Genomic DNA, 14,586 nt, shown 5'->3' with positions numbered 1-14,586 from the left:
GTCAGGCGCTAGATAAGGGCGGGCGAGGCAAAGAATAAGATGGCCGCGCGGGCGTGGAATCAGAACGCGAGCGCAAGCGACAGCGTTGCCGTGAACGGCTGCTGCGGCGTGAACTGGGCCATGGTGCGGTAACGCAGCGAATTGCCGAAGGCGAAAGTGTTGCCCCGCCCGCCCAGCAGGTTGCGCGCGGTGATCGCCATGTCCAGCGCGCCCAGCGCGGCGTGCGCCTCGAATTCGCTTTCGAACACTTTGCCCATCGGCCGGTCGAGCGCGGGATCGAAGCTCATCCGCGCGGGGCCGATATAGTTCAGGCGCGCTCTGGCCCAGGCATCCACGCCGCCCAGCGTGAAATCGCGGCGCAGCGCGGCGCGGAAGGTGTAATCTGGCACCACGGGCAAGTGGCTGTCGTCCAGTTCATAGCCCAGGTCGTTGCGCGTCAGCTTCGCGCTGGTCACGTCCGCGCCCGCTTCCAGCCGCCAGCCCGCGCCGATCGACACTTCGGCCGAGGCTTCCGCGCCGAAGATGCGGCCGTTCCCGGCATTGCCGGTCTCGATCAGGCCATCCTCGCGCAGCAGGTCGGACTGGATGTTCTCCCACCAGGTGTACCACACGCCCAGCTCGATCCGGCCGCCGCCGGAAAGGCGCTGGCGCCAGCCCGCCTCGATCGTCGCCAGTTCATCGCCCTTCAGCGTTTCGATCGTGCCGCCCGGCGCGATGTCCGATCCGCCCTGGCGGAAGGCCGAGCCATAGCGCAAGTAGAGCAGACGGTGCGGATCGGGCTGCCAGGCGATCGCCGCGCTGGGGGTCAGCCCGCTCTTGTGCCGTTCGCGCGCGACGTCGCCGGCCACCAGCCGCCGCCGTTCGCGCAGCGCCGCGCGGAACAGCCGCCCGCCCGCCTCGATCGAGAGCCGGCCGGTCAGCGGCAGCGTCAGGTCGGCATAGGCGGCGGTGTCGAAGGCGGTGCGCCGGTCGCTGTCGATCGCCAGTCCGGCGCCACCCGCGCCGGTCAGCGTCATGTCGATCGCCTGCCGCGCGGCCAGATGCGAAAAGCCGAGCAGCCAGCCCAGCCGGCCCGCCTCGCCACGCAGGCGCAATTCGCTGTCCCACACGCGGTAGTTGCGGCTGTCCGCCAGCAGGCGCGGATCGGCCAGGTCAAAGCCGGCCGCGCCGATCGTGGCATCAAGCGTGTCGCCCACTTCGTGCCAGGTCATCGCGCTGGCCAGCAGCACGCTGATGCCGCCGATCGCGCCGGTCAGCCGCCCGGCCAGATGGCGCAAGTCGTTGTCGTGCGGCTCGGGCGCCTGCGCCGGGCGGGTGCGGGCATGGGGCGCGTAGACATAGCGGCTGTCGCGCGAATTGAGCCATTGGGCAAAGCCGGTAAGGTCCGCCCGCCAGCCGCCGCCGGCCTCGATGCCGACCATGGCCCGCGCGCCGGCCACGCGCGTGGAATTGCTGTCCCGGCGCGCGCCGGTATCGATCCAGCCGGGTTCGAGCGCGGTGTAGCCGACCAGCCGCAGGCCCACGCTGTCGCCCGCTAGTGGCAGGTTGGCGATCGCCGAGCCGGAATAGCCCGCGCCCCCGCGCGCGACCACGCTGGCCGCGCCCGAGATGGCAAGGCTCGTCTCGCCCGGCTGCGCGGGCCGGGCGACGAGGTGATAGACACCGCCCAGCGCGCCCGTGCCGTAAAGCGAGCCTTGCGGCCCCTTGAGCACTTCGATCCGCTCGATATCGACCAGCCGCACATCGGGATCGGGCGCGGCATAAGTCAGCCGCGCTTCGTCGAGCACCACCGCGACGGTGGACTGGCTCTCGCCGTTGAACGGGCTGTCGGCCACGCCGCGCAGGAACATGCGGTTGCGCCCCGGCCCCAGCGAAGTGAGCGAAAGGCCTTCCAGTTCATCGGCGATCGTCGCGGTGCCGGCGGCGGGATCGCGCGACTGGTCCGCGTCCAGCCCGACGACCGAGACCGCCATGGGCAAGGCCAGCAGGTCCAGCGCGCGCTTGGTGCCGGTGACGACGATCGGCTCGGGTGGCGGTGGTGGCGGTGGGGCGGGCGCGGGTTCGGCGCGCGCGGGCGGCGCGGGCGAGGGCGGCGCGCGTTCGATCCGCCAGGCCGTCTCGCCCACTTGCCGCGCGCGATAGCCCGTGCCCGCCAGAAGCCGCGTCAGCGCCTCGCCCACGCTCATCTCGCCGCGCACCAGGCGGGAGCGCAGGCGCGGCAAGGCGCCTTCGGTGCCGATCGAGACGCGGGCCTCGCGCGAAAGCTCGGCGATGGCGTCGGGCAGGCTGGCGGCGGAAATGTCGATACGCGCCGGGCGCGCCTCGCGCGCGTCAGCGTTCGCGCCGCTCCAGGCGATAGCCGCCGCCATCGCGGCGCAAATCGAGCCCCATGACCTGGGAAAGATCGCGCAGTGCCGCATCGCCATTGCCGAGGATCAAAGTCCCTGAAAAACGCCGGCCGGCAAGCTCGTCCGGCACCTTGACTGTGACGCCGGCATAACGGGCGAGGTCGGCGGCGACCAGCGACAATGGCGCCGAATCGTAGGAAAGCCGGCCCGCGTGCCACGCGCCGACATCTTCGCTGCGCACGGCGGCGACCGTGGCGGTGCCGGCCTTGCCATCGAACAGCAGCGCCTTGCCGGCATCGAGCCGCACGGGCGCGGCCAGCGCGTCCGAGCCGACCTCGACGCGCCCTTCGCCCACTTCCACGCGCACGCGCGCGCCATCGGCGCGGACATCGAACCGGGTGCCGATATCGCTGATGCGCACGTCTCCGGCTGCGATTTCCAGCTGGCGATCAGGATCGTGGCGGATATCGAACAGCGCCCCGCCGTTCAGCGCCATCCGGTCCTGCGCGCGGCCTGCGACGCGCAGTTCGCTGCGCGGCGCGAGCAGCACGCTCGATCCGTCGTCCAGGGTGATCCGCTGCGCGCTGGCGGTGGTCTGGTAGACCTCGGGCGAGGGGGTCATGACTTGCGGCAGGAGCAGCGCGGCGGCGAGCGAGGCGGCGATCGCCGCGCCGGCCCAGCGCCGCCATCCGGCGATCGCGGGCCGGACGATGGTTTCGCGGGCGTCGTCCGCGTGCCCGATCTCCACTCGAACGGCCGCCGGCGTGATCGCATGGCGATGTTCGATCAGCAGGGCATCGCCCAGCGCCACCTGGTCATAGGCGGCGCGGTGGCGCGGATCGGCCTCCAGCCAGCGGGTGAAGCCGTCCCAGTCCATCGCATCGTCGTCGCTGGCGATGTGCCAGGCGGCGGCTTGCGTCAGGATATCGTCGTCGAGCCGGTTCATGTTCCCTGTTCCATCCGCGGGTCTCCTCCGCGCTTCTCACCCTGTCCCTGAGACGCCGTGGCGGCAAACCATCCACAGTCGGCCAGCGAATCGCGCAGCTTCTTCATCGCCAGCGCCAGGTGCTTTTCCACGCCGCTCCGGCTGATGCCCATGATCCGCGCGATATCGGCCTGGCCATGGCCTTCCAGCCGATAGAGCCGCAAGGCGCGCTGCGCGCCCTCGGGCAGATCGGCGATGGCGCGTTCGAGCAGCGCAGCCTCCTGCTTGCGGGCCAGCGCTTCGTCTGCCGGCTCGGCCGGATCGGGCCGTTCCTCGGGCGCGAGGGCGCCGCCGCCTTCGGCTTCCAGCCAGCCGCGATCGCGCCGCATCGCCCGCTGGCGGCCGCGCGCCTGATCGAGCACCAGATTGTTGGCCATGCGGAAAAGATAGGCCCGCCCGTTGGCGATCGGCCCGGTCTGCTGCGTCGTCGCCTTGATCCACAGCTCCTGCACCAGATCCTCCGCCTCGTCCCGGGCGCCGCAGCGGGCGACCAGGAAACGCAGCAATTCGGCCCGGTGCCGCTCGAACAGCAGCGCCAGACCCGCCGATTCCCGATGCTCGTCCTTCGGCTCCATGCTCCCGCCCGTGTCCGCCGTGTCAGCGCCGGGCAAGGGCCAGCAGCCCTCCGACCTTGCGCGTCACACGCACGTCATGCACCGCCACGGCGTCGAGCGCAAACCCGGCCGAGACCAGCGCTGCCACCAGTTCGGACCGATCATAGAGGCGGTGATAGCCTTCGCGGACCAGCGGCCAGCCTTCCATCGACCGGCGATCGGAAACATAGGCGCAAAGCCGCCCGCCGGGCTTGAGCACGCGATGGATGCTGCGCAGCATTCCCTGGTCCGGCCTGCAAAAATACAGCACGTTGAGCGCCAGCACGGCGTCGAATGTCGCGTCGGCGAAAGGCAGGGCTTCCAGCGGCGCGAGCACGCAGGCGGCCCGCGTGCCCAGCTTGCGCCGCGCCTCTTCGAGCATGGTGGCGGAGATATCGGCGCCGGTCATGCTGCAGTCCGCGCGGCGCAGCATTTCGGCCATGGCCGCGCCGGTGCCGCAGCCGGCATCGAGGATCGCCTCGCCCGGTGCGGGCGCGATCAGGTCCACCGCCAGCCGCAGGGGCTTGCGGTTGGCGATGTCCATGGCCTTGCCCAGCCATCGCCCGGCCGATCCGGTCGGCCGGGCGAGCTGGCGGGCCAGTGCGCGCGAAAACACCATGGGCCGATCGGGGTCAGCCGGCCTTGGCGAGCAGCGCGTGGACCTCGCGGCGGCGGCCGGCGTCCCACACCGGGCGGCTGGCATCGTGCGGGGCCTTCAGCGCCTTTTGCAGATAGCTTTTGGCGCCGGCCTTGTCGCCCTGGGCCAGCAGGTAATCGCCATAGAAGTAGTTGGCGTCGAGCCCGTTGGGATCGAGCGCCAGCGCCTGCTTCAGCAGCTTCTTGGCCCGGTCGGTATCGCCCCAGCCCAGCGGCGAGCCCGGCACCTTGTAGTAAAGCACGCCCAGACTCATCGCCACGCCGCCATTGGCCGCGCGCGGATCGAGCGCATAGGCCCTGGTCAGGATGTCGCGCGCGCGCGTGGCCAGGCTCAGCTTGTGGAAGATGTTGGCCCGGTTGGCCTGCTCGCTGGTGACGATGCCTTGCCACAGCAGCGGCTCGGCCTTGCCGGGATAGCGGGCGACCACGGTGGCGGCCTGCCGCGCGAGCTGGTCGAGCGCCTTGGTCTGGGTGCTCGAACCCTTGACCTCATAGGCGATGTGGGCCCAGCCGTCGTTGACCACGCGCACGTCGTCGGACATCGCGGCGAAGGCGGCGGAAGGCAGGGCGGCGGCCAGCACGGCAGCCATGGCGGGGGCAAGCGCGAAACGCAGTTTCATCGGGTAGTCCTTTCGTCTGGTTCAGCAGAATTCGGCGCGGGCCCGCCGGATCTGCGAAGCCAGGCCGTTGTCGATCAGCCTGGGGGATACGGCGTTGAGTGCCGCGTAGAGGCGCTCCATGGCGCCGATGTTCACCGTCTCGCGGCGCGCGACGATGGCCTCGACGATCCGGCGGGCGACCCATTCGGGCTCGTCGGCCTTCATGCCCGTGATATCGAGGAAGCGGTTGACCTGCGCATTGTTGAACGGCGTGCGCGCCGCGCGCGGGTTGATATGGGTGACGGTAACGCCCGTGCCCAGAAATTCGCGCCGCAGGCCCTGGCTCAGCGCGGCAAGGCCGGCCTTGCTGCTCGAATAGGCGGCGAACCAGGGATAGGGGATCGCGCCCAGCACCGAGCCGATGTTGACGATCTGCCCCGATCCGCGCCGCCGCATCGGCCCCGCCACCGCTTGCGCCAGCACGGCCGGAACGGTGAGGTTGATGTGATAGCACAGCGCCAGCGCTTCCACCGGCTGGCTCTCGTGCAGGCCGAAGCGCATGATCCCGGCGATGTTGACCAGGATGTCGGGCGTGTCATCGGCCAGCCGCCGGGCCAGCGCGGCCAGGCTGGCATCGTCGGACAAGTCGGTGACGATGCTGGCATCGCATTGGCCGCATTCGGCGCGGTCGATGCCGATGATCCGGGCGCCGCGTTCGCGCAGCATCCGCGCCACCGGCGCGCCGATGCCGCCGGCCGCGCCGGTGATGGCGATCGTGCGGCCCTCAAGAGGCTGGCGTTCAGGCGAGCGCATGGGCTTGCTCCATGGCTATGCCGGCGAAGACCTTGCCGAACAGGGCGAACATCTCGCGCGCCATGGCGGTGATCGCGGCGCGGTCGTCCGGGTCGGGCAGGCCGTTCACCAGGTCGGCGAAAAAGCGCATGTGCTCCTGGTCGAGCGCGCCGTGCGAGGTGAGGTAGGTGAACGCTTCGGCCGGCAGGCCCAGGTTCTTCGCCACCGCCGCCGCGCCGCGCTGCGCCAATGCGACGCTGACGCTTTCGAGCACATAGACCATGCCGAAGAACGCGGCCGGATTGCCCGCGCGGATGCGGCCATAGGCATGATCGATCATGGCGCGGGTGGCCGGCGCGGGGGCGCTCAGCCGCACGCTGGCGGCATCGCCGCCGGCCGCCGCGATATCGGCCAGGATCCATTCGTCGTGCCCGGTCTCCTCGGCGATATAGTCGTCGAGCGCGGCGACAAGCTCGGGCCGGTGGGCCAGCCGCGCGCGCGCGGCCTGCATCAGCGGCACGGTGTGGCGCACATGATGCCAGGCCTGCGCCAGATAGCGCAGATACATCTCGCGGCTGATCGCGCCGGCCAGCCCGGCCTGCACTTGCGGAATCGCCAGGAAGGCCATGCGCGCGCGCGTGGTCGCCGCTTCCAGCTCGGTGAAGAACGCGGGTTCGCGATCAAGCCAGGCGGCGGTGATCGCTTCGCGGCGCAAGCGGCCATTGCCGGTGAGCAGGCCGTTGGCCGGGGTGAAATGCGCCACTTCGCGCCAGCGGGCGATGCGGGCATAGGCCGGCAGGCAGGCGTTCGCGGCGGCGACGGCGGCGGCCAGATCGGCATCGGTGCGCGCGGGCGCGATCAGCGCTTCGGGCGCGGGCAGGCCGTCACCATGGACCATGGCCTGCGCGATCCCGTCCTGCGCCAGCAGCGCCGCCTCGACCCATTCGGGCGAGACATTGCGGCCGAAGCTGGTGACGATGAGGTTGGACTTGCGCCCTTCGATCCACAGCCGGCCGGATTCGTCGATGCGGCCGATGTCGCCGGTCGCCAGCGGGCCGTGCCCGCGCGGCTCGTCGAGCGTGCCCAGGTATAGCGGGCCTTCCAGCAGGATCTCGCCATCAGGGGCGATGCGGGCGCGCATGTGGCCCAGCGGGCGCCCGGCCGAACCCGGCGCATCGCCGCTCGCGTCTTCCAGCGAGACGACCGAGCCGCACTCGGTCAGCCCATAGCCTTGCCGCACCGGCAGCCCCAGCGCGCGGGCGCGCGCCAGCAGCGGGGGGGGAACCCGCGCGCCGCCGACCGCGACGAGGCTGAGCAGCGGCAGGCGCAGGCCGGTTTCTTCCATCACCCGCACCAGCCCGGCGAGATATTCGGGCACCAGGATCAGCGAGGTGATCCGCCATGCGGCGATGCCCCGCGTCATGCGCGCGAAATCGGGGCGGAAGGGATCGGCCAGGCCGGCTTCGGCCTGCGGCGGGCAGACATAAGTGCCGCCGGCCAGCATGGTCGCGAAGAAGCCGGCCACGGTTTCCAGCAGGATGCCCGGCGGCAGCAGCGCCAGATGCCGCCCGGCATGTTGCGCGCCCACCGCCTCCACCACCGATCGCGCCACGCCCAGCATGTGGCTGGCCGAAAGGCACACGCCCTTGGGGGTGCCGGTCGATCCCGAAGTGAAGGTGATCCGCGCCGTCCCGCGCGGCAGCGGGGACGACGCGGATCTTCCCGTCGCGAGGCATGGGACCGCGCCCGCGCCGGAAACCATCATCGCGTGATGGCACTGCTCGGGCGTGAAGAACGCCGGCAGCGAAAGGACCGGGATGCCGGCATGGAGCAGCGCCAGTTCGAGCACCGCCGAAGCCAGGCCGTGGTCCATGCGGATCACCACTGGCGTGCCGGCGCTCTCCGGGTCGCCGTGTTGACCCCCGTGTTGACAGCGCATCGCCGCCGCCTTGGTCTCGACCAGCGGGACCAGCGCGGCATAAGTCACGGGCGCTTCGCCGATCGGGTCGATCGCGATGCTTTCGGGCCGGCTGGCGGCGTGGGCGCGCAGCGCCTGCAGCATCGCGCTCATGCCGCCGCGCTCCGCTGGCGGCGCGCGAGGAAGGCGGTGATGGCCGCCTGCCCCGCGGCGATCACGCCGGCGCAGACTTGCGGATCGGTCTCGTAATAGCGGCCCCAGGCAGCGGCATTGGCGATCCGTTCGGGCCGGGCGGGGGCCAGCATGGTCAGCGGCACGCCGATCCGCGCGAACATGGCGCGCAGCGGCGCGGTCAGCGTGGCGACCGCGATCTCGCAATCGGTGCCCAGATCGTTCGCCGCCGCGCCCCACAGGCCGATCATGGCGAAGGCGTTGGCGGCCGCGAAATTGCCGATCTCGATCAGGCTCTCGCGCCGCACCGGCCGGCCGAGCGCCGCGCTCACGACCTGTTCGACCGGCGCGTCGAGATAGCATTCGAGCATCAGCCGCTCATGCCCGGCGCGGCGATAGCCGAGCGCGGCGCCCGCCGCTTCGGCGCCGTCGTGGCGCAGATAGCTGGCGTATCCCGGCGCGATCACCGCGCCATGCGATTCGCGAAACAGCCTGCGGATAAGAAGGGATTCAGCGCTTTCGGCCATGCCATGCTCCTCAAGTCTCGGGAGCAGGACGTCACCGGCGGGGCGCCTCCACAGTCGGGCGGCGAAAAAATCTATCGCGTCGCTGCAAAAAGGAAATCCTCCCCGTTTCCGGGGAGGATTTGCCTGGACAGCCGGGTGCGGTCAGACCGCCGGCGTCATCGCGACGATGTCGCGGATGCGATCGGGCACGGTGGCGTCCTCGATCGTCGGCGGCGTTTCGACCTCGTCATCGGCCATGATCTTGCGCAGCAGGTTGCGCAGGATCTTGCCCGAGCGGGTCTTGGGCAGCTGCGGCACGATATAGGCGGTCTTGAGCGCGGCGACCGCGCCCAGTTCGGAACGGACGGCGGCGATGACCCGGCCGGCCAGCGTCGCGTCGTTCTCCGCGCCCGCGCGCGGTACCACGAAGGCGATGGGGATCATCCCTTTCAGCGCATCGTCCGCGCCGATCACCGCGCATTCGGCCACGCCGTCCTGCTGGGCGACGATCTGTTCCATCTGCCCGGTCGAGAGGCGGTGGCCGGCGACATTGATGATGTCATCGGTGCGGCCCATGATGTTGAGGAAGCCGTCCGCATCGAAATGGCCGGCATCGCCCGTCTCGTAATAGCCGGGAAAGCCCGTGAAGTTCTTCTCGTAGCCGGCGGGATTGTTCCACAGCGTGCGGAACGCGCCCGGCGGCAGCGGCGCCTTGATCGCCACCGACCCGCTCTCGCCATCGGGCACCGGCTTGCCATCGTCGCCCAGCATGACGAACTGGTAGCCCGGCACCGGAAAGCCCGCGCTGCCGCCCTTGCGGCGCAAGTCGCCCAGGGCATAGCAGGTGGCGATCGCCGGCCAGCCCAGCTCGGTCTGCCACCAGTGGTCGATCACCGGCAGGCCGGACTTGGCCTCCAGCCAGTCGATCGTGCCCGGATCGGCGCGCTCGCCGGCCAGGAAGATGACCTTGAGATCGCCCGTGCCGATCTCGGCCAGGAACTTGGCGTCGGGATCCTCCTTGCGGATCGCGCGGATGGCGGTGGGCGCGGTGAAGAAGGCTTTCACCTTGTGGCGATCGATCACGCGCCAGAACGTGCCCGGATCGGGCGTGCCCACCGGCTTGCCCTCGAACAGCACGGTGGTGGCGCCAACCAGCAGCGGAGCATAGACGATGTAGCTGTGGCCCACGACCCAGCCCACGTCGGATGCGGCCCAGAACGGATCGCCCGCGCCGATGCCGTAGATATTGGCCATCGTCCAGGCGAGCGCGACGGCGTGGCCGCCATTGTCGCGCACCACGCCCTTGGGCACCCCGGTCGTGCCCGAGGTGTAGAGGATATAGAGCGGATCGCTGGCGCCAACCTCGGCGCATTCGGGCGCGGGATCGTCCGAAGTGACATAGCGCAGCTGCGCCCAGTCCAGATCGCGCGGCCCGGTCAGTTCGGCGGCGAGCTGCTCGCGCTGCAGCACGACGACGCGATCGACCTGGTGCCTGGCGATGGCGAGCGCTTCGTCGACCAGCGGCTTGTAGGCGATCGTGCGCTTGCCCTCGATGCCGCAGGAGGCGGTGAGCACGAGCCGGGGCGTCGCATCGTCGATCCGCTTGGCCAGTTCGTGCGCGGCGAAGCCACCGAACACCACCGAATGGATCGCGCCCAGCCGGGCGCAGGCCAGCATGGCGAAGACCGTTTCGGGCACCATCGGCATGTAGAGCACCACCCGATCGCCCTTGGTGACGCCCAGCGCCCCCAGCATCGCGGCGACCCGGCCCACTTCCTCCAGAAGCTGCGCATAGCTGAAGGCCCGCACGGTGCCGGTGACGGGGCTGTCATAGACCAGCGCCGTCACCTCGCCGCGCCCGGCCGCGACATGCCGGTCGATCGCGTTGTGGCAGGTGTTGAGCGTGCCACCGGCAAACCAGCCTTGCGCGGCATCGTATGCCCGCGTGGGCGGCACGATCCAGTCTATCGCCCGGGCCGCCTGGCCCCAGAAGGCTTCGGGATCGTCGATGCTGGCTTGCCAGGCCCGGCGGTAGGCTTCGCTCATGGTCGTGTTCTCACTTGAAGGTCCGCGAAAGGATAACCAGCGTGGGATCGTCCTCGAAAGGTTCGGGCGTGAAGCCCTTGTCCCGTTCCACTTCGATCGCGGCGTGATTCTCACGGCTTTCGATGGAGATCGCGCGCCGCGCGCCGCGCTTCTGCGCCTCGCCCGCCAGCATGTCGAGCATGGCCCAGCCGATGCCTTCGCCCTTGCGGGTGTTGCACACCGAAACCGCGATCTCGGCGGTATCGAGCGCCTTGTCGCAGGCGAGCAGGCCCGAGGCGACCAGTTCGCCGTTCGCCTTGTCGAACGCGAGATAGCTTTCGGAATGGAAATGGTCGGCCTGGACCAGCGGCTTGAGCTGTTCGTGGCCGACATGCTCGGCCGCGGTGAAGAAGCGGAAGCGGCGATCCTCGTCACTCACCCGATCGAAGAAGGCGGCGAGTTGGGCTTCATCCGCCTCGGTCGCCGGGCGGACGTCGAGCTCTATTCCCGAACGCGTCGTGAGCGAGATGGGGTGGGTAACCGTCATTGGAATTCTCCGTGTCGGAAGGCTGCCAGCAGGTAGGCCCGATCACGTCGCCGCGCCTTGATCGAGCGCAAGGCGCGGCGACGTTTCCCGGGGGATCAGTCGTCGATGTTACGGCGGAACGTTTCCGGCAGGAAGATGAGTCCGATCACCACCGTCGCCGCCGCGATGACCACCGGATACCACAGGCCGTAATAGATGTCGCCGGTCGCCGCGACCATGGCGAAAGCCGTGGTCGGCAGGAAGCCGCCGAACCAGCCGTTGCCCAGGTGATAGGGCAGCGACATAGAGGTGTAGCGGATCTTGCTGGGGAACAGTTCCACCAGCATCGCCGCGATCGGGCCATAGACCATCGTCACCAGCAGGACGAGGTAGAACAGGATGGCCACGACCATGGGCTTGTCCATCTGCTCGGGATCGGCGGCGGCGGGATAGCCGGCCTCGGTCAGCGCGGCCTTGATCTCGTCCTGATAGGCGGTGATCGCGGCGGCGCGGTCCGCCCCTTGCAGCTCGGCCGGATTGGGCGCGGCAATCGCCTTGCCGCCGATCGAGATCGAAGCGATCGTGCCGGCGGGCGCGGCGACATTGGCATAGTTGATGCCGCTCTTGGCCAGGAAGGCCTTGGCGATATCGCAGCTTGAGCTGTCGAACTTGTTCTTGCCGATCGGGTCGAACTGGAACGAGCATTCGCCTTCATGCGCCGTCACCAGCACCGGCGCGTCGCGGGTGGCGTGCGACAAGGCCGGATTGGCCGCCTCGCTCAGCGTGTGGAAGGCGGGGAAATAAGTCAGCGCCGCCAGCGCGCAGCCGCCCAGGATGATGTACTTGCGCCCGATCCGGTCGGACAGCCAGCCGAAGAACACGAAGAACGGCGTGCCCAGCGCCAGCGCGATGGCGATCAGCGTGTTGGTGGTCGCGCCGTCCACCTTGAGGATCTTCTCGAGGTAGAACATCGCGTAGAACTGGCCCGCGTACCAGACCACCGCCTGCCCCGCGACCGCGCCGAACAGCGCGATGAGCACGAACTTCAGGTTGCCCCAGCGCGCGAAAGCCTCGGTCAGCGGGGCCTTGGAGGTCGTGCCCTCGTCCTTCATCTTCTGGTAGACCGGGCTCTCGTTGAGCTGCATCCGAATCCACATCGAGACCGCCAGCAGCACCGACGAGATCAGGAACGGCAGGCGCCAGCCCCAGCCGGCGAACGTGTCCTCGCCCATCGCGGTGCGGAAGCCCAGCACCACCAGCAGCGCGGCGAACAGGCCGAACGTCGCGGTGATCTGGATGAAGCTGGTGTAAAGGCCGCGCCGGTTGTTCGGCGCGTGCTCGGCCACGAACGTCGCCGCGCCGCCGTATTCGCCGCCCAGCGCAAGGCCCTGGATGATGCGCAGCAGCACCAGGATGATCGGCGAGGCAATGCCGATCGTCTCGTAGCCGGGCAGCAGGCCGACCGCGAAAGTGGATAGGCCCATCAGGCCCATGGTCACGAGGAAGGTGTTCTTGCGGCCGACCAGATCGCCGATCCGGCCGAACACCAGCGCGCCGAAGGGCCGCACCGCGAAGCCGGCGGCAAAGGCGCCCAGGGCCAGGATGAAGCCCGTGGTCTCGTTCACCCCCGCGAAGAAGACTTTCGAGATGAAAGTGGCAAGCAGCCCATAGAGGTAGAAGTCATACCATTCGAATACCGTGCCAAGCGAGGACGCGGTGATGACGAGCTTTTCATCGTGCGTTGCCTGGTGGTGCTTCGGCAAGGCGTCATAAGTCGTTGCCATTGCTCACTCTCCCATCGTGATTGGTTCAGAAACTGTATTTCGCGGCGAATTCGAGCCGATCGAGATTGCCTTGCGCCCCGCCGACCACGCGACGGTCGCCGTGCCGGTATTCCAGCCCCAGATCGACGTTCTTGACCGGCGAGTAGAACACGTTCGCCGCCCCGCTCCACGCGCGCTTGTTGAAGCCGGCGAGGCTGGCGAGCGACAGGCTGCTGGCATAGTCGACCGTCTGGTAGCTGCCCATCAGGTTGACCCGCACTTGCGGCGCGACGGCGACGCGCAGCGCGGCGAGCGCGGCGAAGATGTTGACATCGCCCAGCTCGCCGGTGGCGGGCACCAGCACCGCGTCGGGCGCGAAGTTCAGGCCGACATAGCGGCCGATGTTGCGCCCGTAAGTCACCATCGCGCGCAAGTCGCTGGACTTGCCTTCATTGAGGAACAGCTTGCCCGCTGCGCTGACGCCCCAGCCGAAACTATCGGCCGAGACGCCAGCGTTTTCCACCCGGACCTGACGGGCAAGGCCGGCGAGGGAGGCTTCTCCGGCCTTGCCGGTCCAGGCGAGACGAGCGGCGAGATCGGGCAGTCGATCATCGCCGTTCTCGACCAGAGCGGGAGATCCGGCGACCGCGGTTCCCGACTCGGGTTCTTCCGCCGCGATATGCAGCGTCATGCCTTGGCCCACTGGCGCGCTGTAGCGGATCAGGGGCTGGCGGATGAACACGGTGCCCTCGGTCGCGCCGACGAAGTCGGTGCTTTCGGGCAGCGCGCCGGTGTACTGGAACGTCGTCCAGTCCTGCCCGAAGGTCCAGCGGTCCAGCTGGACATAGGCGCGCCGCAAGGCCAGGTTGTAGCCGTTGGTGGTGCGCTGCGAGCCTTGCGTGCCGGCCGATGTCTGGAAGTCCACTTCCAGGTAGCCCTTCACCGCGTGGCCGGCCAGGCTGCTGTCCAGATTGAGCCAGAAGCGCGATTGCTTGGCGTTGAAATCCTGTACGTGGCTGGCCGGGCCGCCCGCCGTCGGGATCGATTGCGGCAGGTAGAAGTCGCGGCCCAGCGAATTGGTTGCCACTTCGCCATCGCTGAAGTGGCTGCTGGTCGCGGTCAGCTTGATGAAGCCGCCCAGCTTGACCGTGGTGTTGCCCACGCGGAACCCTTCGGCGGGGGCTTGCGGCTTGGCTTCGAGCGCGGCGATCTTGGCGTCCGTCGCGGCGTTTTGCGTGGCGTTCGCCGCGACGGCGGCGTTCGTGGCCGCGGTGCTGTCGGCCTGGGCGCTTTTCGCCGCGGCCAGATCGGCGCGCAATTGCATCATCTCGGCTTCGAGCCGTTCGAGCCGGGCTTCGAGTTCGGCTTCGCGTGAGGGGGCGGCCTGGGCGGCCTGCGGCGCGGCCAGTGCGCTGGCTGCCAGCAGTGCGCACAGATATGCCTTCCGGTGGTGCATGTCCTCTCCTTCCCTGGCCCGAGTTCGGTCCGGGTCCGGCGTGAACCATCGCCTTGCGCGGCGGTGGCGAACAGCCCGACCATGGTCGCACGTCTCCGACTTTGGTCTAGTGTCGTGGCGGCCGGTTTGCTGTGCTAGGGTCGGTTCAAACCCGGGCTCGCCGGATGAGAGCCCGCCAGGAGAGGAGAGCCGCGATGGCAGAAGCCGTATATCCCGTACCGTTGGAATGGTCGCGCGATGCGCTGAT

The 14,586-nt window shown here is 69.3% G+C and carries 12 protein-coding genes; all 12 read right to left on the bottom strand.

The genetic code is table 11. From position 1 onward, the window contains the following. Positions 1 to 59: 59 nt before the first annotated feature. On the bottom strand, positions 60 to 2,369 hold the full coding sequence (locus tag PYV00_RS19790) for a TonB-dependent receptor domain-containing protein (RefSeq protein WP_275230044.1): 2,310 nt from the start codon (positions 2,367 to 2,369) through the stop codon (positions 60 to 62). Continuing rightward, positions 2,332 to 3,294 (bottom strand): FecR family protein, encoded by a 963-nt coding sequence (locus PYV00_RS19785; protein ID WP_275230043.1) that lies wholly within the window; start codon positions 3,292 to 3,294, stop codon positions 2,332 to 2,334. The genes PYV00_RS19790 and PYV00_RS19785 overlap by 38 nt, the downstream gene beginning before the upstream one ends. Beyond that, on the bottom strand, positions 3,291 to 3,908 hold the full coding sequence (locus tag PYV00_RS19780; RefSeq protein WP_275230042.1) for an RNA polymerase sigma factor: 618 nt from the start codon (positions 3,906 to 3,908) through the stop codon (positions 3,291 to 3,293). The genes PYV00_RS19785 and PYV00_RS19780 overlap by 4 nt, the downstream gene beginning before the upstream one ends. A gap of 22 nt (positions 3,909 to 3,930) precedes the next feature. Next, positions 3,931 to 4,545 carry a class I SAM-dependent methyltransferase gene (locus PYV00_RS19775; RefSeq protein WP_275230041.1) on the bottom strand — a complete coding sequence of 205 codons (615 nt, stop codon included), beginning with the start codon at positions 4,543 to 4,545 and terminating at the stop codon, positions 3,931 to 3,933. 13 nt (positions 4,546 to 4,558) lie between these two features. Continuing rightward, on the bottom strand, positions 4,559 to 5,203 hold the full coding sequence (locus PYV00_RS19770; RefSeq protein ID WP_275230040.1) for a tetratricopeptide repeat protein: 645 nt from the start codon (positions 5,201 to 5,203) through the stop codon (positions 4,559 to 4,561). 21 nt (positions 5,204 to 5,224) lie between these two features. Then, positions 5,225 to 5,995 (bottom strand): SDR family NAD(P)-dependent oxidoreductase, encoded by a 771-nt coding sequence (locus tag PYV00_RS19765; RefSeq protein WP_275230039.1) that lies wholly within the window; start codon positions 5,993 to 5,995, stop codon positions 5,225 to 5,227. Next, complete coding sequence (locus tag PYV00_RS19760; protein ID WP_275230038.1) at positions 5,982 to 8,045, bottom strand: AMP-binding protein; 2,064 nt, start codon at positions 8,043 to 8,045, stop codon at positions 5,982 to 5,984. The genes PYV00_RS19765 and PYV00_RS19760 overlap by 14 nt, the downstream gene beginning before the upstream one ends. Then, positions 8,042 to 8,590, bottom strand: coding sequence for a thermostable hemolysin (locus tag PYV00_RS19755; protein ID WP_275230037.1), 549 nt, complete (start codon positions 8,588 to 8,590; stop codon positions 8,042 to 8,044). Before PYV00_RS19755 ends, PYV00_RS19760 begins: the two co-directional genes overlap by 4 nt. A 141-nt stretch (positions 8,591 to 8,731) precedes the next feature. After that, entirely contained in the window at positions 8,732 to 10,615 is a 1,884-nt protein-coding gene (locus PYV00_RS19750) for an AMP-binding protein (RefSeq protein WP_275230036.1), read from the bottom strand. Positions 10,616 to 10,625: 10 nt separating this feature from the next. Beyond that, entirely contained in the window at positions 10,626 to 11,141 is a 516-nt protein-coding gene (locus tag PYV00_RS19745; protein WP_275230035.1) for a GNAT family N-acetyltransferase, read from the bottom strand. A gap of 95 nt (positions 11,142 to 11,236) precedes the next feature. Further along, positions 11,237 to 12,904 carry an MFS transporter gene (locus tag PYV00_RS19740; RefSeq protein ID WP_275230034.1) on the bottom strand — a complete coding sequence of 556 codons (1,668 nt, stop codon included), beginning with the start codon at positions 12,902 to 12,904 and terminating at the stop codon, positions 11,237 to 11,239. A gap of 25 nt (positions 12,905 to 12,929) precedes the next feature. Next, positions 12,930 to 14,339, bottom strand: coding sequence for a DcaP family trimeric outer membrane transporter (locus tag PYV00_RS19735; protein WP_275230033.1), 1,410 nt, complete (start codon positions 14,337 to 14,339; stop codon positions 12,930 to 12,932). Between the last annotated feature and the right edge of the window lie 247 nt (positions 14,340 to 14,586).

The organism is Novosphingobium album (ex Liu et al. 2023) (assembly GCF_029076845.1).
Lineage (GTDB): Bacteria > Pseudomonadota > Alphaproteobacteria > Sphingomonadales > Sphingomonadaceae > Novosphingobium.
Note: the sequence above shows the minus strand (reverse complement) of the source record. Positions and strands in the feature narration are given on the sequence as shown.